Below are 21,888 nucleotides of genomic sequence, written 5' to 3'. Positions count from 1 at the left end.
CAGCAGAGAGATGAGATTATGCGGTGTTTCGTGCAGCTCGTCAACCCCTCGTTTTTCACCCCGTTTAACTCGCATTTACATGCACCGTTTTGCGGGGAGGCGAACTATAGCAAACCCGGCACGGAGCTGGCAAGCCCTTTTCACCCGCCCATGACTATCCTCGCTGGCAGGTCGGCAAAAAATGCGCTAAGGTGAACATCCGCATCCCGCCCTCCCCCTCCATATCCAATGAAACAGCCCCCATCATTTGACGTCATCGTTGTCGGCAGCGGCCCCGGCGGCGCCAGTGTCGCGCGCGAGCTCGCCCGCCGGCAGATGCGGGTACTGGTACTGGAACAGGGCAGCGCCGCGCCGCTGCAGGGCACCTTATCCCAGATGGCCGGCATTGCCGCCATACCTGGCAAAAGCGCCTTCCTGCACCACGATGCGTCACTGCTGGTGAGCGGCATCGCCACAGGCGGCACCTCCACCATCAATTTTGCAACCGCCGTAGCACCGCCATTGTCCATGTTTGCCGCACACGGTATCGACCTGGCGCCCGCGTTGGCATCGCTACAGGCCGAACTTCCGATGTCACCCCTGCCGGACGAATTGATCGGCCCCATGGCCAAGCGCATCCAGCAAGGCGCTCTGGCCCGCCAGCTGGAATGGCGCAAACTCGACAAGATGATACGTCCGCAGTCCTGCCGCACCGGCTGCTGGCGTTGCGTCTACGGCTGCCCCTTCGGCGCGAAGTGGACGGCGCGCGATTTCCTGGATGAGGTGGTTCGGCTCGGCGCGACCCTGATCGATCAAGCCAAGGTCGAAGAAATCATCGTCGAAAACGGCCGCGCCACCGGCGTGCACTACCGCCGCGGCGGCAAGCTGCTTCAGGCGCTGGCAGACAAGGTGGTACTGGCCGGCGGTGGCATCGGCAGCCCGCGCCTGCTGCACCGCTCCGGCCTGCATCCGGCGCGCAGCACCTTTTTCAGCGACCCGGTCGTTGCCGTCATGGGACAGGTGGACGATATCGACGGCGGTGCCGAAGTGCCCATGGCCGCCGGGATGTATCTGCAGGACGAAGGAATCGCCCTGGCCGACATGACGCTGCCCAAGCCGATGTACCAGGCCTTTGCCGCGCAGGTCGGCCGTATCGACCGCCTGCTGTCGCACGCGCAAACACTCACCCTGATGGTGAAAATACGTGACGATATCGGCGGCGGCATTGGCCCGCACTGGGTCGACAAAGGCTTGTCCCGTGCGGACCGCGCCAGGCTGGCGGCCGGGGTGGGCATGGCGCGCGACATCCTGCGCGCCGCCGGGGCGAGGAACATATTCAAGAGCTGGCATTTCGCCGCCCATGCCGGCGGCAGCGTGCGCATCGGCGATGGCGTGAATAGCTCCCTGCAGACTGCCACGCCCAACCTGTTTGTCTGCGACGCCTCGGTTATCCCCGGTCCGTGGGGATTGCCGCCTACCCTGACGCTGCTCTGCCTGGGCAAACGGCTCGGCCTTGCCCTCTGATTAAAGACCGTCGAACTTCGGAGCGCGCTTCTCCAGGAAAGCGTGCATGCCCTCTTTCTGGGCCGGCGTGCCGAACGCGGCCTGGAACAGGCGGCGCTCATAGTTGACGCCTTCCGTCAGCGTCGTTTCGAAGGCGCGGTTGACGGCGTCCTTGATCATCATGGCGACCGAAGTCGGCATGGCGGCGATGGTGGCCGCGGCAGCCAGGGTTTCTTCGATCAGCTTGTCGGCCGGGACCACGCGCGACACCAGGCCGATGCGCTCCGCTTCGGCCGCGTCGATGGTACGGGCCGTCAGCAGCAGGTCCATGGCCTTGGCCTTGCCGATGGCGCGCGGCAGGCGCTGGGTACCGCCGGCGCCCGGGGTCACGCCGACCTTGATTTCCGGCTGGCCGAACTTAGCGTTATCGCCCGCGATCAGGAAGTCGCACATCATGGCCAGTTCGCAGCCGCCGCCCAGCGCATAGCCGGCAACGGCGCCCACCACCGGCTTGCGCACGCGCAGAATGTGCTCCCAGTTGCGGGTGATGTAGTTGTCGCGGTAGGTATCGGTGTAGGTGTAGTCGGCCATGGCCGCGATGTCGGCGCCAGCCGCGAAGGCCTTCTCGCTGCCCGTCAGGACGATGCAGCCGACGGCCGGATCGGCATCGAATTTGTACAGGGCGTCGCCCAGCTCATTCATCATGCGATCGTTCAGCGCATTCAGCGCCTTCGGGCGGTTCAGGCGGATCAGCGCCACTTTGTCGTGAATTTCAACGATCAGGTCTTCATACTGCATCGGGGTCTCCTCCAATTGAACGGGTATCCATCGATTGTAGCGTCTATCTATAGAGTAGGGGCACTGGTATGATGAAGCGCTTGATCCGCCCTCAACACAGGACGTCCTATTCTTACCGTATTGCGCCTTTATTTGCATGACAAGTTCGGCAATGACGCGCTGTTGCGCAATGCCGACTTTCGGCGCTATTGGTTCAGCAGTGTGCTCAATGGATTCGGCGGCCAGGTCAGCGGACTGGCGCTGCCCCTGTGCGCCGCCCTGCTGCTGCACGCCACACCGGTCCAGATGGGGACCCTGGTCGCGGCCCATGCCATCCCCTTCGCGCTGTTCGCCCTGCCGGCAGGCGTCATCCTGGACCGGAACCGCAAATTTCCCATCCTGTTGCTGAGCGAATCGATCCAGGCCATCGCGCTGGCCAGCATCCCCGCCGCCTACTGGATGGGTGTCCTGTCGATCCACTGGATGTATGCCACGTCCTTCATCTTTGGCGTCTGCTCGGTGGTGGGCGGCGGCGCCGAACAGATCTTCCTCACCTATATGATAGGCCGCGATGGCCTGATCGACGCCCAGTCCAAGCTGGCGGCGACCGACTCCGCCTCCCGCCTGCTGGCGCCCGGCATCGCCGGCCTGCTGGTGCAATGGCTGACCGCACCTGTTGCGGTGCTGGTCAACGCCCTCAGTTTTGCGATCTCCGTGTTCAACCTGCGCTGTATCAGCGTGCGCGACCCGCGTCCCGCGCCGTCCGACAAGCACCCGTTGCGCGATATCCACGATGGCCTGAAATTCATCTGGCACCATCCGCTGCTGCGCGCGCTCGCTTGGGCCGCCGGCTTCTGGCATTGGCTGTACTTCGGCTATTCGGCGTTGCTGATCCTGTTCGCCACGCGCGAACTGGGTATGACACCGGGCATGCTGGGGACGGCGCAAATGCTGGGTGGACTGGGCGTCCTGGCCAGTTCGGTCCTGCTCAAGCCCCTGAACCGCCGCTTCGGGCAAGGCCGCACCATCCTGGTCGGCGCCGCCGCGACGGCGCTGGGCTTCGTGCTGATGCCGACCATCCCCGCCGAACTGTTCGGCAGCCGCAACGCCAGCGCCATCGCCTACGCGGCGCTGGTGTTCTTCTTCGATTGCGGCGTGATGCTGTTCTTCCTGCCCTACCTGGCCTTGCGCCAGAAGGTGACGCCGGACGAATTCCTGGGCCGCATGACCTCCACCATGCGCTTCCTGACGGTGGCCACGGCGCCGGTGGGGGCGCTGGCCGCGGGCGCCATCGCCGAGCATTTCAGCATCCGCACCGGCATGGCCTGCGTGGCCGCCGGCGGCGTGGCGCTGACCATCGCCCTCGTCATGTCCAAGCCTATCCGCGACGTGCGTCCCTGATCGCGGCGCCCCGGCATCGGCACGCCAGCTACAAGTCGCAGATCGCCGCGGATCGCCGCGGCTCGCAGGTCGCTCAGCGCGCCGGCGCCTGGCGCGGCAACAGCAGCCAGATGCTGCCGCGCTGCTTCATGCGGCCGGCGTTGTCGGCCGCCTCGGTGCCGAAGCCGAAGAAGTAATCGACCCGGATCGCGCCGCGGATGGCGCCGCCCGTATCCTGCGCCATCACCAGCCGTTGCAGCGGGATGTCGCTGTTGGGCTGGCTGGTGGCCAGGAACATGGGCACGCCCAGCGGCAGCTGGGACGCATCGACGGCCACCGAACGCTGCGGCGTGAGCGGCACGCCCAGCGCGCCTTTCGGCCCCACGCGCGGATCGGGCAGGCGCTCCTCCTTGAAGAAGACATAGCTGGGATTGACGTTGAACAGCTCCTGCATGCGGGTAGGATGGCCGGCGATCCAGGCCTTGATGCCCTGCGCGGAAGCCTGCTCCATGGTCAGCTCGCCCTTGTCCACCAGCCAGCGGCCGATCGACTTGTACGGATAGCCGTTCTGGTCGGCGTAGGCCACGCGCACGGTTTCCTGGGTGTCCGTCAGCTGCACGCGGCCGGAGCCCTGCACCTGCAGGAAGAACGATTCGACCGGATCGTCCACCCACAGCAATTCCTTGCCGGCGGCGTCGGCCCGCTCGATCTCGGCGCGGCTTGAATAGGGCACCACCTTCTTGCCCACCAGCCGGCCACGCAGGCGCATCCCCTTCAGTTCCGGATAGACGCTGGCCAGGTCCACCGTGATCAGGTCGTCCGGCACCTTGTACAACGGGGTCTGGTACGGGCCGCCGCGCTTGCGGGCGCCGCGCAGCAACGGTTCGTAATAGCCGGTGACCAGGCCGTCCTGGGCGCCGTCCGGCGCGATCACCTGGTTCGGCACCAGGAACGCTTCAAAGAAGGTGCGGATGGCCTGCTCGTCGTTGCCGTTGACGCTGCGGGCGATGGTGCAAGCCTCCTTCCAGTCCACCCGCTTGACCAGCACATTGCAGGAGGACATGAAGGCCGGCCAGGCGGCGCGCACGTCGTCCTTGTCCCAGCCCGGCAACGCGGCGAAGGTCGATGGCACGAACTGCGGTGTGGTCGGCAACGGCGCGGGGGTGGGCGCTGGCGTCGGTGTGGGCACAGGGGCCGGGACCACGGGCGGCGGCACCGCCGGGCGCGGCGGCGCCGTGGTACAGGCGGCCAGCGAAAGGACGACGACCGTCAGCGAAACGAGTAAACTACTGCGTGTAAATGACATAAGGATAACTATGTGGTTCTTGATGATAGAAGCGATGGTGGCGCTCTTCCTGCTGGTCTTTATCGTCTGGTGGACGATGTACTCGGGCAAGAAGCCTACGCCCAGGCAGCAGGCCTTGCCGGACCGGCAGGACGAAGACGCCAGATAAGACCCCAAATAAGGCGCAAATAAAGGCGCCAAACCGCGCCCCCGTGGCGCGCCGAGGGATGCGCCACGGCGGGACGGCGTGGGAAGCGTCAGTGCAGGGTGCGCGGCAGCGACAGCACGAATTCCGGTATCTTGACGTCGAACTGGTGGCCATCCTCGGCCACGCAGAAGTACTCGCCCGTCATGGAGCCTTGCTGGGTTTGCAACGCCGTGCCGCTCGTGTACTCGAACTGCTCGTTCGGCTGCAGCAGCGGCTGATGGCCCACCACGCCCAGCCCGCGCACTTCCTCGACATGGTTGTTGGCGTCCGTGATGACCCAGTGGCGCGAGATCAGCTGCGCCGCCACCGTGCCCGTGTTCTTGATCGTGATCGAGTAAGTGAACACGAAATTGGTGCGCTCCGGGTCCGACTGCTCGGGCAGGTACTGGGTTCTGACCGACACAGTAAATTCGTAAGTGGCCATCGACTTTCCTTAAAAAACGGTAAAACGTGAATCGCCGGCAATGATAGCGAATCAATATCGTCAGTCCTACATTGCACTCCAAAACGGGGCCGGATGCAAGGTGTCATCCCAAAATCCCCTCATAAATATGGCCGCGGGCCACGCCGCAAACAGGCGCGGCCGCGCCGGCAAGCGTAAAATAGCGCATCTTTTTAAAATGCAAGCACACTGCACGCCCACACCATGACCACTTTCCGCATCGCTCCCAGCATCCTGTCCGCCGACTTCGCCCGCCTGGGCGAGGAAGTGCGCAATGTCGTCACCGCCGGCGCCGACATCATCCACTTCGACGTGATGGACAACCACTACGTGCCCAACCTGACCATCGGCCCGCTGGTGTGCCAGGCGATCCGCCCCCACGTGCAAGTGCCGATCGACGTGCACCTGATGGTCAAGCCGGTCGACCGCCTGATCCCGGACTTCGCCAAGGCCGGCGCCAACATCATCACCTTCCACCCGGAAGCGTCGGAGCACATCGACCGCTCGCTGCAGCTGATCCGCGACAACGGCTGCAAGGCCGGCCTGGTATTCAACCCCGGCACCCCGCTGCACTTCCTGGACCACGTGATGGACAAGATCGACATGATCCTCATCATGTCCGTCAACCCCGGCTTCGGCGGCCAGTCCTTCATCCCCGAAGCGCTCAAGAAGATCGCGCTGGCGCGCCGCAAGATCGACGAATCGGGCCGCGACATCCTGCTGGAAGTGGACGGCGGCATCAAGATCGACAACATCGCCGCCGCCGCGGCAGCGGGCGCCGACACCTTCGTCGCCGGTTCGGCCATCTTCGGCCAGCCCGACTACAAGGCCGTGATCGACGCCATGCGCACCCAACTGGCGACGGTGTAAGCATGCAGGTACTGGCAGGCGTACGCGCCGCAATCATCGATCTGGATGGCACCATGCTCGACACGGTGCCCGACTTCCACGTGGCCATCAACGCCATGCGCGCCGAACTGCATCTGGCGCCCATCACGCAAGAGCAGATCGCCCGCATGGTGGGCAAGGGTTCCGAGAACCTGATCCGCAGCGTGCTGGCGCTCGACTTCGACGCGGCCGGCGTGGAGCAGCATTTCGAGGCGGCGCTGGCGTCCTACCAGCACCACTACCTGGCCATCAACGGCAACCACAGCGCGCTCTACCCGGACGTGATCGCGGGCCTGGAGGCGCTCAAGGCGCAGGGCCTGCGCCTGGCCTGCGTGACCAACAAGCCGATTTCGTTCGCCACTCCGCTGCTGCACCAGAAAGGCCTGCACGGCTATTTCGAACTGGTGTACGGCGGCGACTCGCTGGCGCGCAAGAAGCCGGACCCGCTGCCGCTGCTGACGGTGTGCGAACAATTCGGCCTGGCGCCGGCGGCCGTGGTGGCCATCGGTGACTCGTCGAACGACGCGCAGGCCGCGCGGGCTGCCGGCTGCCCCGTGTTGACGGTGCCCTACGGTTACAATCACGGACAGGCTATACACGAAACCGATTCCGATGGTATAGTTGACACGCTGCTAGAAGCGGCACGCCAGATTCGTTTGCATAACTGAATTGCATACTGCGCTCAACCGATAATGTTTCTCACCAAAAAACACAATGTCACACAACCGGGCTCGATTGAGGCCTGGCTTTGGCGACGCTGGCAATCCTGGCAAAAGTAACAAGCCGAACTGATTGCTGTCGCACGTGCTCGCGCACCCGACAGGTTTTTTGCAAACCCACCGCCGCTCACATTGCGGCGGCATGGAGAGAAACATGACCGAACTCGAATTCAAATCGTTGGCCAATGAAGGCTACAACCGCATCCCGCTGATCGCGGAAGCGTTTGCCGACCTCGAAACTCCCCTCACGCTGTACCTCAAGCTGGCCCAGACCCAGAACGCCGGCAAGAACACCTTCCTGCTCGAATCGGTGGTCGGCGGCGAGCGCTTCGGCCGCTTCTCCTTCATCGGCCTGCCCGCCACCACGCTGCTGCGCAGCTCCGGCAACCTGACCGAGATCGTCAGGAACGGCGCCGTGATCGAGCGCCACGAGGGCAATCCGCTCGAATTCATCGAACAGTTCCAGTCCCGCTTCAAGGTGGCCCTGCGCCCCGGCATGCCGCGCTTCTGCGGCGGCCTGGCCGGCTACTTCGGCTACGACACGGTGCGCCACATCGAGAAGAAACTGGCCGCCACCTGCCCCAAGGACGACCTGGGCCTGCCCGACATCCAGCTGATGGTGACGGAAGAACTGGCCGTGATCGACAACCTGTCGGGCAAGCTGTACCTGATCGTCTACGCCGACCCCACCCAGCCGGAAGCCTATTCGAAAGCGCGCCAGCGCCTGAAAGACCTGCGCGTGATGCTGCGCCGCGGCGTCGATGCGCCCGTCACGTCGAGCTCGGTGCGCACCGAAACCATCCGCGAATTCGACAAGGCCGACTACCTGCAGGCCGTGGCCCGCGCCCACGAATACGTGATGGCCGGCGACCTGATGCAGGTGCAGATCGGCCAGCGCCTGCGCAAGCCCTATGTGGATTCGCCGCTGACGCTGTACCGCGCGCTGCGTTCGCTGAACCCGTCGCCGTACATGTACTTCTACAATTTCGGCGACATGCAGATCGTCGGCGCCTCGCCGGAAATCCTGGTGCGCAACGAGACGGCGCCGGACGGCCAGAAGAAGGTCACGCTGCGCCCCATCGCCGGCACCCGCCCACGCGGCAGCACGCCCGAGCGCGACGCCGAACTGGCAAAAGAACTGCTGGCCGATCCGAAAGAGATCGCCGAACACGTGATGCTGATCGACCTGGCCCGCAATGACCTGGGCCGCATTTCCGAGATCGGCAGCGTCAAGGTCACCGACCGCCTGGTGATCGAAAAGTATTCGCACGTGCAGCACATCGTCTCCAACGTCGAAGGCAAGCTGAAAGAAGGCCTGTCCAACCTGGACGTGCTGCGCGCCACCTTCCCGGCCGGCACCCTGACCGGCGCGCCCAAGGTGCGGGCGATGGAAGTGATCGACGAGCTGGAAATTTCCAAGCGCGGCATCTACGGCGGCGCCTGCGGCTACCTGTCGTTCGGCGGCGAAATGGACGTGGCGATCGCCATCCGCACCGGCGTGATCAAGGACGGCAACCTGTACGTGCAGGCCGCCGCCGGCATCGTGGCCGACTCCATCCCCGAGATGGAATGGCAGGAAACTGAAAACAAGGCGCGCGCCGTGCTGCGCGCCGCCGAACAAGTGCAAGATGGCCTGGATGGGGAGTTCTGAGATGCTGCTGATGATCGACAACTACGACTCCTTCACCTACAACATCGTGCAGTATTTCGGTGAACTGGGCGAGGACGTGCGGGTCTACCGCAACGACGAAATCACGATCGAGCAGATCGAGGCCCTCAACCCGGACCGCATCTGCATCTCGCCCGGCCCCAAGGACCCGTCGCAGGCCGGCATCTCGCTGGAAGTGCTCAAGCACTTCGCCGGCAAGAAGCCCATCCTGGGCGTATGCCTGGGCCACCAGGCCATAGGCGAAGCCTTTGGCGGCAAGGTGATCCGCGCCAAGCAGGTCATGCATGGCAAAACCTCTCTCATCGCGCATACGGGCGTGGGCGTCTTCAAGGGACTGCCCTCCCCCTTCACGGTCATCCGTTATCACTCGCTCGCCATCGAGCGCGCCTCGCTGCCTTCCTGCCTGGAAGTGACGGCGTGGACTGACGACGGAGAAATCATGGGCGTGCGCCACAAGGAATACGACATCGAGGGCGTGCAGTTCCACCCCGAGTCCATCCTGTCGGAACACGGCCACGAGCTGCTGAAGAATTTCCTGGTCCGCTGAGGGCGGGCATGGAGTCGGGCGCACGTCTTTACGTACGTCTTATTTCCCCGCCGCCGCTGCGACCCGCGTTCAAAATTTGAAGAAGGAATTGCCATGCCGATCACCCATCAAGAAGCCCTGCTGCGCTGCATCGAACACCGCGAGATTTTCCACGACGAGATGCTGCACCTGTTCCGCCAGATCATGTCCGGCGAAATGTCGCCCGTGATGATCGCGGCCCTGACCATGGGCCTGCGCGTGAAAAAGGAAACCATCGGCGAAATCGCCGCCGCCGCGCAGGTCATGCGCGAGTTCTCCACCAAGGTGCCGATGGCCGACACCAGCCGCCTGCTCGACATCGTCGGCACCGGCGGCGACGGCGCCCACACCTTCAATATCTCCACCGCTTCCATGTTCGTGGCCGCCGCCGCCGGCGCGCGGGTGGCCAAGCATGGCGGGCGTTCCGTGTCCTCCTCGTCCGGCAGCGCCGACGTGATCGAATCGCTGGGCGCCAACATCAACCTCAAGCCCGAGCAGATCGCCCAGTCGATCGCGCAGACCGGCATCGGCTTCATGTTCGCCCCCAACCACCACGCCGCCATGAAACACGCGGCGCCGGTGCGGCGCGAACTGGGCGTGCGCACCATCTTCAACATCCTGGGCCCGCTCACCAATCCGGCCGGCGCGGCCAACATCCTGATGGGCGTGTTCCACGCCGACCTGGTGGGTATCCAAGTGCGGGTGCTGCAGCGCCTCGGTGCGCAGCATGCCCTGGTGGTCTATGGCCGCGACAATATGGACGAGGTGTCGCTGGGCGCGGCCACCATGGTCGGTGAGCTGATCAACGGCGAGATCCGCGAATACGAAATCCACCCGGAAGACTTCGGCCTGCAGATGATCGCCAGCCGCAACCTGAAGGTGGCCGATGCCGCCGCCTCCAAGGCCATGATGATGGAGGCGCTGTCCGGCCAGCCGGGCGCGCCCTACGACATCGTGGCCCTCAACGCCGGCACCGCGCTGTATGCGGCCGGCGAGGCCAGCTCGATCGAGGACGGCCTGAAGCGGGCCCGCAGCGCCATCGAATCGGGCGCCGCGCTCAAGAAGATCGAACAGTTCGTGCAGGTAACCCAGACCCTGGGCGCCACCAACTAAGCTGCACAAGGGGCTGGCCGTGGCCAGCCTCGTTCCACCGCCAGCGCCAGCAACACCATCGTCCTCATTTCTATCCGGTTCCCATCATGTCCGACATCCTCAACAAAATCCTGGCCGTCAAGGCCGACGAAGTGGCCGCCGCCAAGAAGCACCGCAGCCTGGCCAGCCTGCAAAGCGAAGTGGAAGGCAACGCCGAACTGCGGGCCGGCCTGCGCGGCTTCGAAGCCAGCCTGCGCGGCAAGATCGCCGCCGGCGCGGCCGGCGTGATCGCCGAAGTGAAGAAGGCGTCGCCCTCCAAGGGCGTGTTGCGGGCCGATTTCCGCCCGGCCGACATCGCCGCCAGCTACGCGGCCGGCGGCGCGGCCTGCCTGTCGGTGCTGACGGACGTACAGTTCTTCCAGGGCGCCGTGCCATACCTGCAGCAGGCGCGCGCCGCCTGCGCCCTGCCCGTGCTGCGCAAGGACTTCCTGGTCGATATCTACCAGGTGTACGAAGCGCGTGCCATGGGCGCCGACTGCATCCTGCTGATCGTCTCGGCCCTGGACCACGGCCTGATGGCGGAAATGGAAGCCTGCGCCCACGAGCTGGGGATGGACGTACTGGTGGAAGTGCACGACGGCGACGAACTGACGGCCGCCCTGCGCCTGAAGACCAATCTGATGGGCATTAACAACCGCAACCTGCGCACCTTCGAGACCTCGCTCGATACCACCCTGGGCCTGTTGCACAGGATTCCAAGCGAGCGCCTGGTTGTGACGGAATCTGGCATCATGGTCAAGGATGACGTCAAACGCATGCGCGACGCCAACGTCAACGCCTTCCTGGTGGGCGAAGCGTTCATGCGTGCAGCGGAACCCGGCACTGAATTGCGCCGCCTGTTCAACTAACCGGAGAAAGACCATGGCCACGACACCGTTGAGGCGTGCAGCCCTCACCGGGCTGGCCTCGCTGTTGCAGGCTTCCCTGCTGGCGACCCTGCTGACCTCATGCTACCGGCAGCCAACCGTGCTGCCGCCGCCGCCCGTCACACGGGCACCGGCCCCGGCCCCGGCCCCGGCTCGCTTGCCGGCGCCCAGCCCGCGCGAAGCGGCAAATCTGAGCGACTACAAGATCCAGGTCGCTCAGCACATCGCCGCCGCCAATCCCAAGCTGATTTTCTATGGGAGCCTGCCGCCCATGCTGCCGGCCATCGTCGTCCTGGACTTCACCATCGACAGCAATGGCAATATTGGCAACCTGCGCGTGCACCGCTCGCGCGATGAGGATGCCTCCAGCATCGCCATGAACGCCGTGCGCCAGGCCGAGCCCCTGCCCCGGCCCGGCTCCCTGCTGCGGGGCGGACACCGCGCGCTGGCCGTGACGGAGACCTTCCTGTTCAACCACGACTACCAGTTCCAGCTGCGCACCCTGGCCGGGCCGCAGTAAGTCCTGGCCGGGCGGCGGCCGGACCGGCGCCGCGCCGCCCGGACCTGCGACGGTAGCCGATTGTGATCAGACCAGCGCCGCCCGCAGCGGCGCGCTGGCCGGTTCGGCTACCTCGATCCGGTCGCGCCCCAGCGCCTTGGCGCGGTACAGGGCGCCGTCGGCCCGCAGCAAGATGCCGTCCAGGTCTTCCTCGGCATTCAACTGGCAGGCGATGCCGATGCTGGCCGTGTAGGCCGGCAGGCCATCGTTGCGCGGCGCCCGCAGCACGTCCAGGATGCGCCCGGCCACGCCGCAGGCCCGTTCCATGCCCGTATCTGGCAGCAACACGACAAACTCCTCGCCGCCGAAACGGGCCACATGGTCGGAACTGCGCAGGGCCTTGCCGATCACGCCTGCCACATGCACCAGCACCCGGTCACCCGTGGCATGGCCAAAGCGGTCGTTAATGGACTTGAAGTGATCGAGATCGATGCTGATCAGGGTGGCGGCGCGGTGTTCGCGCTGCATCAGCGCGCGCTCCCGGGCGTAGACGTCGGCAAAGCCGCGCCGGTTCAGCACCTGGGTCAGCGGATCGCGCGTCGCGCGCCGTTCCAGGATGGTCTGCAGCCGGCGGGTGGCCATGGTGATGAAGCCCACTGCCAGCATCAGCACCATGAAACTGCTGGTGGCCATATACACGCTCAGGAATGGCCCCGGCCGCAGCAAGTCGACCGAGACCCCGCCGTCATACAGTGCCCGCAGGCCGCGGATGATGACCACCAGCGTCTGCACCAGCATCAGTATGCCGAAGAAAAGGGTGGGAAACTGACGTTCGCCATGCCGTACCACCAGCCATAACTGACGGCTGTAGCAGGCGCAGACGAAGGTCGAAAAAATGGCCACGCGGATCGCGAAATCGGGCTGCGCCAGCATCCAGTAGGCGATAGCGGCCATGGCCAGTCCCCAGCAGCCTTGAACCAGGCGCCAGCTTGGGCCTATGCCGTAGAATTTTTCGGTGCCGATCAGGGTCAGTCCTATGCCCCACAGCAGCATGGCGTTCATGCCCAGCATGGACACCACCTTGGGGATAGGCCCGTTGCGCAGCGCCAGCAGCGCCGCTCCGATTACCAGACACAACAGGGCGCCGCCCCATTCCCGCAAGCCGCCTATCTCGGCCGGAAAACTGCGTGAAGCCGAAAACAGCACGACACTCATCGCCCCGCCCATCAAGGTGGACATCAGGATGATAGTGTACGGGTCGAGCTGGATCACGGGCAGCATGGGGTTGGTGGAGGCAGGCTGACGCGCAGGTGCCAAATGCTTCTGCATTTTAGCCCATAAGCCGCCGGACAAATATGACGAAATGCTTACCGCGGTCCGGCGCGGCCTGCAAGCCGTGCCGGACCGCCGCCCCGCGCAGTGGCAATTCAGCGGGCAGCGCTGGGGCGCAGGGCAGCGCCGCGCTTGGCGCCGGCCGCCTCCAGCGTGAGCGTGACGGCCGGTGCGCGGTCGCCCTGCAGGGTGACCTGGAACGCCATCAGTTCATCGCGCCGGAAGGCATGCACTTCGACCTTGGCACCGACGGCGTAGCGGGCCAGCAGGCCATCGAGGTTGGCATGGGTGGCGCGCAGGCCGTCCACGGCCACCAGCACGTCGCCCGCCGACAGGCCGGCGCGGTGCGCCGCCCCCCCCTCGTGGACGGACGACAGCTTGCAGTCGTTGCCGTCGCGGCCGGGGTTGATGTCCAGGCTGGGCTTGGCCGACTTGCGTTCGTCCGCATACTTGACGCCCACCGGCGCCAGCAGCTTGGCCAGCGGCAGATCGGCCGTGCCGCGCACGTACTTGTCGAAGAAGGACTTCAGGCGCAGGCCGCTGATCTCGTCGAACAGGGCTTCCACTTCGGCCGGCGTCACACCGCGGCCGCCGTCCGGATAAAAGTCGCGGCCATAGCGCTGCCACAGGGCCAGCATCACATCGTCGAGCGTGCGGGCGCCGGCCGTCTTGGCGCGGATGGTCAGGTCCAGCGCCAGCGCCACCAGCGAACCCTTGGTGTAGTAGCTGACGATGGCGTTGGGCGCATTCTCGTCCTGGCGGTAGTACTTGGTCCAGGCGTCGAAGCTCGATTCGGCCACGCTTTGCTTGCCGCGGCCGCTGCCGCGCAGGACGCTGGCCACCGTCTTGCCCAGCAGTTTGTAATAGGCCGGCTCGCCGATCAGACCCGCGCGCACCAGCATCAGGTCGTCGTAATAGCTGGTGAAGCCCTCGAACAGCCAAAGCAGCGGCGAGTGGTTTTCCACCTGCAGGTCGTATGGCGCGAAGGCGGCCGGCTTGATGCGCTTGACGTTCCAGGTATGGAAGTACTCGTGGCTGCACAGGCCCAGGAACTGCAGGTAGCCGTCCGGGATGTCCTTGGTCTGCGGCGCGGCCGTGCTGGGCAGGTCGGCGCGGGCGCAGATCAGGGCCGTGGAGGCGCGGTGTTCCAGGCCGCCGTAGCCGTCGCCCACGGCCATGGTGAGGAACACATAACGCTCCATGGGCGCGCGCTTGCTTTTCGGCTCGAAGAAGGCGATCTGGGTTTCGCAGATGGACTTGAGGTCGCGGCACAGGCGCGCCAGGTCCAGATTCGGCACCCGCCCCGTGACGACGATGTCGTGCGGCACGCCATGGGCCTTGAAGGTGGCCAGCGCGAAGTCGCCCATTTCGACCGGATGGTCGATCAATTCATCGTAATTGGCCGCCACATAGCTGCCGAAGCCGTAGCGCTTGGCCTTCAGCTCCGGCAGCGCCGTGGCCACGCGCCAGCTGGCGGCGGCCGGGTCGGCCGGGCGCTGGATCTCGACCGTGTGGGCGGCCTGCTCCTGCCCCACCACGCGCAGGAACACACTGGTGCCGTTGAAAAAGCCGTGGGTCTGGTCCAGGTGCGCGGCCCGCACCGACATATCCCAGGCATAGACTTCGTAATGCACCAGCAGCGGGCCGGCCACCGGCGCGGCCTGCCAGGTATGTTTGTCCAACTTGGTCAGCGGCACGTCCTTGCCGTTCGATTCGGCGCGGATCTGGATGATGTTGCGGGCGAATTCGCGGATCATGTAACTGCCCGGTATCCAGGCCGGCAGCGCCAGCACCTGGCCCTCCTGCGCCGGCGCGCTCACGGCCAGCGTGACCTGGAACAGGTGGCCCGGCAGGTCCTTGGCCACGATGGCGTAGGCGATGGCGGGGCTCTTCTTGTTATGTGCTTTCTTCATTTTTGTCCTATAGCTGGTCTGTTTCTGGTCCCGCTCATGGCGGGGCAAGATCGTCCGTCGTGTCGATATCGTGCAGTACGCCGCCATCGTCCACCGTCACCTCGCACACGCGATGCGAGCGCAGGATGGCGCGCGCGCCCTGGTCGCCCTCCAGCGCCAGCAGCAGCGGCAGGTAATCGTGGCGGAAGGCGACCGGATTGCCACGCCGGCCCTGGTAGACGGGCACCGCGATGCCGGCATCGTTCGTCACATCCTCAATGGCCGCCGCCAGCCTGGCGATGGTGGCCGGCTGCACATAAGGCATGTCGGCCAGCGCAATCACCCAGCCTGCGGCGCCGCGGGCATAGTCTAGCGCATGGGTGAGGGAGGCCGCCATGCCCAGATCGGCCTCCGGGCATACGCGCACCTCGCAACCGAGCGCGCCCAGCGCGGCGGCCAGCCTGTCCTCGCCGGGTCGCACCACGGCCACCACGCGCGGCAGCACGGCCAGCAGATTGCGGGCGCTGGCCTCGGCCACGGTGCCGCCGCCGGGCAGCGGCTGCAGCAGCTTGCTGCGCTGGCCAGACGGATCGAAGCGGCGGCCCCGCCCGGCCGCCAGCAGCACACCGGTGAGGCTCACCGGCATGCCGCCAGCGGCTGCACCTGACGCATGCAGGACCTCAAGTGCTGGTCGCCGCCAGGTCGAACGGCAGCTTGCGCAGTCGCTTGCCCGTCAGCTTGAACACGGCGTTGGCGAAGGCCGGCGCCAGCGGCGGCAGGCCTGGCTCGCCCATGCCCGTCGGCGGTTCGGCCGAAGGCACGATGAACACCTCGATCACCGGCATGTCGGGCATGCGGGCCACCGTGTAGTCGCTGAAGTTCTGCTGCTCCACCACGCCATCCTTGAGCGTGATGGCGGCGCCGGGCAGCGTCATGCCCAGTCCCATCAGCGCCGCGCCCTGGATCTGGGCCTCGATGGTGAGCGGGTTGACGGCCAGGTTGCAGTGCACGCCGGCCGTGACGTGATGCAGGTGCGGCACGCCATCCTTGACCGAGGCCGTGACCACGTAGGCGATCACGGAATTGAACGATTCGTGCATGGCCACGCCCCAGGCCTGGCCCTTGGGCAGCGCCTTCTTGCCGTAGCCGGACTTGGCCACGGCCAGCTCCAGCGCGGCCAGGTGGCGTTTGTGCTTCTCGCCCAGCAGCTGCTTGCGGTAGGCCACCGGGTCCATATTGGCCACATGGGCCGCCTCGTCGATCAGCGTCTCCATCACGAAGGCGGTATGGGTGGAGCCGACGGAGCGCCACCACAGCACCGGTACGTTGGCCTTGACGTTATGTACCGACAGGTTGAGCGGCACCTCGTACGGCTCGCCCATGCCCTCGATCATCGTGGCGTCGACCCCGTTCTTGACCATCATCGGCTCGAACGGCGTGCCGCTGATGATGGACTGGCCCACGATGGTGTGGTTCCAGGCCACGATGTTGCCCTTTGCGTCCAGCCCCAGCTCGGCGCGGTGCACATGGGCCGGGCGGTAGTAGCCGCCGCGGATGTCGTCCTCGCGGCTCCAGATCACCTTGACGGGACCGGACTTGCCGGCCGCCCGGTAAGCCTTGGCCACGTTGACCGCTTCCACCAGATAGTCGGAAGTGGGCACGGCGCGCCGGCCGAAGCCGCCGCCGGCCATCATCGTGTGCAGCACCACCTGCTCCGGCTTGAAGCCTGCCGTTTTCGCGATGGCGCCCTGGTCTATGGTCTGGAACTGGCTGCCGGCCCATACTTCGCAACCGTCCGCGCGCAGGTCCACCACGCAGTTGAGCGGCTCCATGGGCGCGTGCGCCAGGTAGGGGAATTCGTAGACGGCCGTGATCTTCTTCGGCGCGCCCGCCAGGCGCGAGGTGTCGGCCTGCCTGGCGACGGTGCCCGGCGTCTGCGCCAACGCCTTGTAGTCAGCCAGCTGCTTGTCGCTGCTGACTTTTTCGACGGCGCTGGTATCCCAGTCGATCTGCAGCGCGTCGCGGCCCTGCTTGGCCGGCCAGTAGCCGTCCGCGATCACGGCCACGCCGCTGCCGCCACGGTCGGTCGGCACTTCCAGCACGGCCACCACACCCTTGATGGCCTTGGCCCGGGCCGCGTCGAACTTGGCCACCTTGGCGCCAAACACGGGCGGGTGGGCGATCAGCGCCACCTTGGAGCCGGGCGCCTTGACGTCGATGCCGAACGACTGGCGACCGGTGGACTTGGCGCGCGCATCGAGCCGCTTGACGGGCTTGCCGATCAGGCGGAACTGCTTCGGGTCTTTCAGCGTGACGGTGGCCGGCACCGGCTGCTTCATGGCCGCATCGGCCATGGCGCCGTAGCTGGCCTTCTGGCCGGCGGGCCCCGTCAGCATGCCGTTGGCCGCCTTGACCTGGGCCGGCGCCACCTTCCATTGCTCGGCGGCGGCGGCCACCAGCATGGCGCGGGCGCGGGCGCCGATTTCACGGTACTGGGTGAACGAGTGGGCGACGGAGCCGGAACCGCCCGTCATCTGGATGCCGAACGCGGGGTCCTTGTACTGTTCGCCGGCCGGCGCCAACTCGCTGCGCACCTGCGACCAGTCGGCGTCGAGCTCCTCGGCGATCAGCATCGGCAGCGCCGTCTGCACGCCCTGGCCGAATTCGAGCCGGTTGACCTGCACCATTATGCTGTTGTCCGGCGCGATGTGGAGGAAGGCATTCGGCTCGTAGATCTTGGCCTGCTGGGCCTGGGCGTTGGCGAAGCGGTTCGCGCCGGGCACGAAAAAGCCCAGCACCAGCCCGCCGCCGGCCACCGCCCCCGCCTTGATGAAACCGCGCCGGCTCATGCCAGCGCGCTGGTCCTGGTCCTGCTCCGCCGCCTGCATGGTGTCCTGGTTAAGCCATTCGATACGCATGACGTTCTCCTTTAGGCGAGGGTTTTGGCGGCGTCCTTGATGGCGGCGCGGATGCGTTGGTAGGTGCCGCAGCGGCAGATATTGCCGCTCATGGCGTTGTCGATATCGGCATCGCTGGGCGCCTTGTTGGCGCGCAGCAGGGCCGTCGCACTCATCACCTGGCCACTCTGGCAGTAGCCGCACTGGGGCACGTCGTGCCGCACCCACGCTTCCTGCACCGCCTTGCCCACCTTGTCCGATTCCATGGCCTCGATGGTGACGATCTTCTGTCCCACGGCGGCCGAGATCGGCGTGACGCAGGAGCGTACCGGCTGCCCGCCCAGATGCACGGTGCAGGCGCCGCACAGCGCCGCACCGCAGCCGAACTTGGTGCCGGTGAGATTGAGGTTGTCACGCAGGGCCCACAGGATGGGCGTGGACGGGTCGGCGTCCACCTGCATGTCTTTTCCGTTGATATTCAATGAGATCATCTAAGGCTCCTTTTGGCGCGGCAGGTGTACAAAGGGACAGGCAAAGACGAAACCGGCGCCGCGATACATGGGCGCCGTGAGACTGTGGACGGTTTTGCCGTCCGGATGCGGCAGATGGCCGGACGGCGCCGGCCACCGGTACTGAATGCTTACTTGATCGACGACAGCTTCGCTTCCAGCGCGCGGGCGTCGATGGCGCCGGGCACCCGGCTGCCATCGGTGAAGAAGATGGCCGGCGTGCCCGTCACGTTGAGCTTGTGGCCCAGTTCCAGCACCACGTCGTTGGGCGTGCTGCAGGCGGCCGGCGCGGCCGGCGCGGCCTTGCCCGACACCATCCAGTCTTCCCAGGCCTTGTTGCGGTCGGCCGAGCACCAGATGTTCTTGGACTTGGTGAACGAATCCTCGGCCAGGATGTTGTACATGAAGGTGTACACGGTGATGTTGTCCATGGCCTTGATGGTGTTCTGGCGGAAGCGCTTGCAGTAGCCGCAGTTCGGGTCCTCGAACACGGCGATCACGCGCTTGCCGTCGCCCTTGACCAGCTTGACGGCCTTGTCCAGCGGCAGGTCGGAGAACTTGATCTTGTTGATCTCGTCGAGCCGCTCGCGGGTCAGGTCGACCGAGGTCTTGGCGTTGTAGATATGGCCGGAGAACAGATAGGTCGCGGTCTTGTCGGTGTAGAGGATCTCGCCGCCCATGCGCACTTCGTACAGGCCGCTGTAGGGCGTCTCCTTGACCGAATCGACCTTGGCGCCGCCGCCCAGGCGCGGCTCGATCAGCTTCTTGATGCCTGCTTCGGTCGGCGTTTCGGCCTCCACGCAGGACGCCACCAGGGCCGATAACAACAACAGTGCGGTCTTGCTCTTTCTCATACCATCTCCGAAAACGACATCACAGGCGCCGCCCGCGGCGGCGCGCCAGCCCGTGCCGCGCCCTTGCGGGGCTATCAGCCCTGCTGTTTGCCCAGCGCGTGGGAAATCAGGCGGCGTTTAAGCACGGGGAATTTATCCAGCAAGTTTAATCCCAAATTGCGTACCACGCGCAACGGCTCCAGATCGGTGCCGAACAGGCGTGCCAGACTGTCGGTGGTGAACTGCATCAGGGCCACGTCTTCCTTGCGCGCGCGGGCGTAGCGCGCCAGCACCCGCTCGTCGCCGATGGCGCGCTGCGGCTCGCGCGCGTTGACGGTGGCCACCAGCTGCGCCACGTCGGCAAAGCCCAGGTTCATGCCATGGCCGGCCAGCGGATGGACCACGTGGGCCGCATCGCCCACCAGCGCCACGCGCGGCGCCACCATGGCGTGGGGCCGCATCAGCACCAGCGGGAAGTCGCGCACCAGCTCCGGACGCAGCGGGGTCAGCGCGCCCAGTTTGTCATGGGCATAGACGGCCAGGCGGGCCGCCAGCGCATCGGCCGATTCGCGGCGCAGGGTGTCGGCCAGCGCGTCGGGCGCCGACCACACCAGCGACACCATATTGCCCGGCAGCGGCAGCAGCGCCACGATGCCATCGGCGCCCGTGAACCACTGCTGGGCCGCGCCCAGGTGCGGCTTCTCGCAATGGAAGTTGCTGACCACGGCGCGCTGGCCGTAGGAGCGGTAATCGAGGCCGATGTCGCACTGGCCGCGCACCCAGGACTGGGCGCCGTCCGCGCCCACCACCAGCGCGGCACGGATCGCCATGCCGTCGGCCAGCTGCACGGCGGCGCCGTCGTCGTCGCGCAGCAGCGCGGTGGCGCGGCCGGAAACGATATTGACGTTCTGGGCGAAGCGCAGGGCCGCGTCCAGCGCCTGGTTCAGGTTGCGGTCCTCCACGATCCAGGCCAGGGTGCCCGTGTGGGCGCCGTAGGCGTCGAAGCCGAGATAGCCGGCCTGGTCGCCGTCGCCGTTGACCAGCATGGCGTCGACCGGCGCCACCCGGGCCGCGTCCAGCGCACCCCATACCTTGAGCGCGGACAGCAGGTTGTAGGCCGTATGGTTGAGGGCATAGACCCGCACGTCCCAGCCGGGGTCGCCCGCTGCCGGGGCCGGCGTCACGGCCGGCGGGCTGAGCATCGTCACGCTCTGCCCCGCCTGGGCAAACGCCAGCGCCGTCGTCTTGGCGATGGCGCCGTTGCCTACGATACAAATATCACTGTGGATGTCGCGCCGCATGGTGGGAAGGGATGGACTGTTCATTGAAACATTATAGCGTTTGTGGCGTGCGGCAATTGTTCCGCCTGCCACGATGTTGATACGGCAAATGGCCGCCGCCGCCCGTGGCGCGAAAATAATTTCACGGCCGCCCTTGTCATTTCGCCTGGGCCTGCTATAATTCTGCTCCTTGGCCTGGTAGCTCAGTTGGTAGAGCAGAGGACTGAAAATCCTTGTGTCGGTGGTTCGATTCCGCCCCGGGCCACCAAGAATAAGAAATGTCAAAAACGCCAGCCTTCGGGCTGGCGTTTTTGTTTTGGCGCGCGCAACGTATTCCATCCACCTCCATTGGCACTGGCGCATAGCAATTCCACGCGCCGCAAGCCGTACCACGAATTTCCAGGCGATGCCCCGTACTTTGCGGACGTGCATGCAACGATATACGATGAATGCATCGCATGCACGTTCATGAGGTGATGCAGTGGCAACGCTCACAGTACGCAATCTACCCGACGAGGTGCACCGCGCCTTGCGCGTTCGGGCCGCTCAACACGGGCGCAGCACGGAGGCTGAAGTGCGCGCAATCCTGAGCAATGCGGTGAAGCCGGCGACCCGCCTTCGCATGGGCGATGCCCTAGCCGCATTGGGCCGCGACATCGGCCTGAAAAATGAAGATTTCGAAGTCTTCAATCAACTCAAGGACAAAACTCCGGCCAAGCCACTGGGGCTGGAATGACGTTCTCGATACGAATGTCGTTTCCGAAGCGATGAAGCCCGAGCCGCACCCTGCCGTGCATGCCTGGCTAAACAAACAGGCAGCCGAAACGCTGTACCTGTCCAGCGTGACGCTGGCCGAGTTGTTGTTTGGCATAAGGTCACTTCCCGTCGGCAAACGCAAGGATATGTTGGCACAGGCGCTTGACGGCCTCATGGGGCTTTTTACCGAGAGAATACTTCCGTTTGATACCGCTGCGGCAAGACACTATGCCGATCTGGCCGCGACCGCCAAAACCGCCGGCCGCGGATTTCCCACGCCAGACCGTTACATCGCCGCGATTGCCGTCTCGCGGGGTTTCATCGTGGCATCACGAGATACGGCCCCCTATGCGGCGGCCAAAGTCGCCGTCATTAATCCATGGGAGTCGCAAAGTGATGCCAGCCAATCGTTGGCTGATACCCCGCACGATGCTTGAAAGCCCCCCCCCCTGGACCG

Annotated in this window: 22 protein-coding genes and 1 tRNA gene; 13 read left to right on the top strand and 10 right to left on the bottom strand. The window is 65.5% G+C overall.

Annotation, left to right across the window (positions count from 1 at the left end; translation table 11 throughout):
• Positions 1 to 228 precede the first annotated feature (228 nt).
• Complete coding sequence (locus AC3WOS_RS27080; protein ID WP_492720216.1) at positions 229 to 1,503, top strand: FAD-dependent oxidoreductase; 1,275 nt, start codon at positions 229 to 231, stop codon at positions 1,501 to 1,503.
• On the opposite strand, the gene AC3WOS_RS27075 is transcribed toward AC3WOS_RS27080, so the two are convergent.
• Positions 1,504 to 2,280, bottom strand: a complete 777-nt coding sequence (locus tag AC3WOS_RS27075; protein ID WP_492720215.1) for an enoyl-CoA hydratase — start codon at positions 2,278 to 2,280, stop codon at positions 1,504 to 1,506.
• Positions 2,281 to 2,412: 132 nt separating this feature from the next.
• Here AC3WOS_RS27075 and AC3WOS_RS27070 point away from each other — a divergent pair, with 132 nt between their 5' ends.
• Complete coding sequence (locus AC3WOS_RS27070) at positions 2,413 to 3,660, top strand: MFS transporter (protein WP_492720214.1); 1,248 nt, start codon at positions 2,413 to 2,415, stop codon at positions 3,658 to 3,660.
• Between the two features lie 73 nt (positions 3,661 to 3,733).
• Here the strand turns inward: AC3WOS_RS27070 and mltA are convergent, their stop codons facing one another.
• Entirely contained in the window at positions 3,734 to 4,726 is a 993-nt protein-coding gene (gene mltA, locus AC3WOS_RS27065; RefSeq protein ID WP_492720218.1) for a murein transglycosylase A, read from the bottom strand.
• On the opposite strand from mltA, the gene AC3WOS_RS27060 reads away from it, so the two are divergent.
• The gene (locus AC3WOS_RS27060) at positions 4,701 to 5,093 is read left to right on the top strand and encodes a hypothetical protein (protein WP_492720220.1); all 393 of its coding nucleotides are present in this window, start codon (positions 4,701 to 4,703) and stop codon (positions 5,091 to 5,093) included. The two genes, mltA and AC3WOS_RS27060, sit on opposite strands and share 26 nt — an antisense overlap.
• A gap of 88 nt (positions 5,094 to 5,181) precedes the next feature.
• Here the strand turns inward: AC3WOS_RS27060 and apaG are convergent, their stop codons facing one another.
• A complete protein-coding gene (gene apaG, locus AC3WOS_RS27055) occupies positions 5,182 to 5,556 on the bottom strand; it encodes a Co2+/Mg2+ efflux protein ApaG (protein WP_492720212.1) in 375 nt (124 codons plus the stop codon).
• Between the two features lie 222 nt (positions 5,557 to 5,778).
• Here apaG and rpe point away from each other — a divergent pair, with 222 nt between their 5' ends.
• From rpe to AC3WOS_RS27020, 7 genes are all read left to right on the top strand, one after another.
• On the top strand, positions 5,779 to 6,444 hold the full coding sequence (rpe, locus tag AC3WOS_RS27050) for a ribulose-phosphate 3-epimerase (RefSeq protein WP_492720211.1): 666 nt from the start codon (positions 5,779 to 5,781) through the stop codon (positions 6,442 to 6,444).
• Between the two features lie 2 nt (positions 6,445 to 6,446).
• Positions 6,447 to 7,130 (top strand): phosphoglycolate phosphatase, encoded by a 684-nt coding sequence (locus AC3WOS_RS27045; protein ID WP_492720210.1) that lies wholly within the window; start codon positions 6,447 to 6,449, stop codon positions 7,128 to 7,130.
• Positions 7,131 to 7,335: 205 nt separating this feature from the next.
• On the top strand, positions 7,336 to 8,832 hold the full coding sequence (gene trpE / locus AC3WOS_RS27040) for an anthranilate synthase component I (protein WP_492720209.1): 1,497 nt from the start codon (positions 7,336 to 7,338) through the stop codon (positions 8,830 to 8,832).
• A gap of 1 nt (position 8,833) precedes the next feature.
• Positions 8,834 to 9,397 (top strand): anthranilate synthase component II, encoded by a 564-nt coding sequence (locus AC3WOS_RS27035; RefSeq protein WP_492720207.1) that lies wholly within the window; start codon positions 8,834 to 8,836, stop codon positions 9,395 to 9,397.
• A gap of 93 nt (positions 9,398 to 9,490) precedes the next feature.
• Positions 9,491 to 10,528, top strand: a complete 1,038-nt coding sequence (gene trpD, locus AC3WOS_RS27030; protein ID WP_492720205.1) for an anthranilate phosphoribosyltransferase — start codon at positions 9,491 to 9,493, stop codon at positions 10,526 to 10,528.
• Positions 10,529 to 10,614: 86 nt separating this feature from the next.
• A complete protein-coding gene (gene trpC, locus AC3WOS_RS27025) occupies positions 10,615 to 11,415 on the top strand; it encodes an indole-3-glycerol phosphate synthase TrpC (protein ID WP_492720203.1) in 801 nt (266 codons plus the stop codon).
• Positions 11,416 to 11,428: 13 nt separating this feature from the next.
• Positions 11,429 to 11,953, top strand: coding sequence for an energy transducer TonB family protein (locus AC3WOS_RS27020; protein WP_492720201.1), 525 nt, complete (start codon positions 11,429 to 11,431; stop codon positions 11,951 to 11,953).
• 66 nt (positions 11,954 to 12,019) lie between these two features.
• Here AC3WOS_RS27020 and AC3WOS_RS27015 read toward each other — a convergent pair whose 3' ends face one another.
• The 7 genes from AC3WOS_RS27015 to AC3WOS_RS26985 form a co-directional block, all read right to left on the bottom strand.
• Positions 12,020 to 13,249 (bottom strand): GGDEF domain-containing protein, encoded by a 1,230-nt coding sequence (locus AC3WOS_RS27015; RefSeq protein WP_492720199.1) that lies wholly within the window; start codon positions 13,247 to 13,249, stop codon positions 12,020 to 12,022.
• Positions 13,250 to 13,359: 110 nt separating this feature from the next.
• Entirely contained in the window at positions 13,360 to 15,177 is a 1,818-nt protein-coding gene (locus AC3WOS_RS27010; RefSeq protein WP_492720198.1) for a M61 family metallopeptidase, read from the bottom strand.
• A 34-nt stretch (positions 15,178 to 15,211) separates the two neighbouring features.
• Entirely contained in the window at positions 15,212 to 15,796 is a 585-nt protein-coding gene (locus AC3WOS_RS27005) for a nucleotidyltransferase family protein (RefSeq protein ID WP_492720197.1), read from the bottom strand.
• A gap of 40 nt (positions 15,797 to 15,836) precedes the next feature.
• Positions 15,837 to 18,074: a xanthine dehydrogenase family protein molybdopterin-binding subunit gene (locus AC3WOS_RS27000; RefSeq protein ID WP_492720196.1), complete on the bottom strand. Its 2,238-nt coding sequence runs from the start codon at positions 18,072 to 18,074 to the stop codon at positions 15,837 to 15,839.
• An 11-nt stretch (positions 18,075 to 18,085) separates the two neighbouring features.
• Positions 18,086 to 18,544 (bottom strand): (2Fe-2S)-binding protein, encoded by a 459-nt coding sequence (locus tag AC3WOS_RS26995; protein WP_182166793.1) that lies wholly within the window; start codon positions 18,542 to 18,544, stop codon positions 18,086 to 18,088.
• 149 nt (positions 18,545 to 18,693) lie between these two features.
• Complete coding sequence (locus tag AC3WOS_RS26990; RefSeq protein WP_492720194.1) at positions 18,694 to 19,416, bottom strand: DsbC family protein; 723 nt, start codon at positions 19,414 to 19,416, stop codon at positions 18,694 to 18,696.
• Between the two features lie 74 nt (positions 19,417 to 19,490).
• Positions 19,491 to 20,720 carry an FAD-dependent monooxygenase gene (locus tag AC3WOS_RS26985; RefSeq protein WP_492720192.1) on the bottom strand — a complete coding sequence of 410 codons (1,230 nt, stop codon included), beginning with the start codon at positions 20,718 to 20,720 and terminating at the stop codon, positions 19,491 to 19,493.
• A 147-nt stretch (positions 20,721 to 20,867) separates the two neighbouring features.
• On the opposite strand from AC3WOS_RS26985, the gene AC3WOS_RS26980 reads away from it, so the two are divergent.
• The 3 genes from AC3WOS_RS26980 to AC3WOS_RS26970 all read left to right on the top strand — a co-directional run bounded on the left by AC3WOS_RS26980 (position 20,868) and on the right by AC3WOS_RS26970 (position 21,868).
• Positions 20,868 to 20,943 (top strand) — tRNA-Phe (locus AC3WOS_RS26980).
• Positions 20,944 to 21,156: 213 nt separating this feature from the next.
• Complete coding sequence (locus AC3WOS_RS26975; protein WP_492720190.1) at positions 21,157 to 21,411, top strand: FitA-like ribbon-helix-helix domain-containing protein; 255 nt, start codon at positions 21,157 to 21,159, stop codon at positions 21,409 to 21,411.
• On the top strand, positions 21,344 to 21,868 hold the full coding sequence (locus AC3WOS_RS26970) for a type II toxin-antitoxin system VapC family toxin (protein ID WP_492720188.1): 525 nt from the start codon (positions 21,344 to 21,346) through the stop codon (positions 21,866 to 21,868). Before AC3WOS_RS26975 ends, AC3WOS_RS26970 begins: the two co-directional genes overlap by 68 nt.
• Positions 21,869 to 21,888 lie beyond the last annotated feature (20 nt).

This window comes from Rugamonas sp. FW305-51 (genome assembly GCF_058786935.1).
Note: the sequence above shows the minus strand (reverse complement) of the source record. Positions and strands in the feature narration are given on the sequence as shown.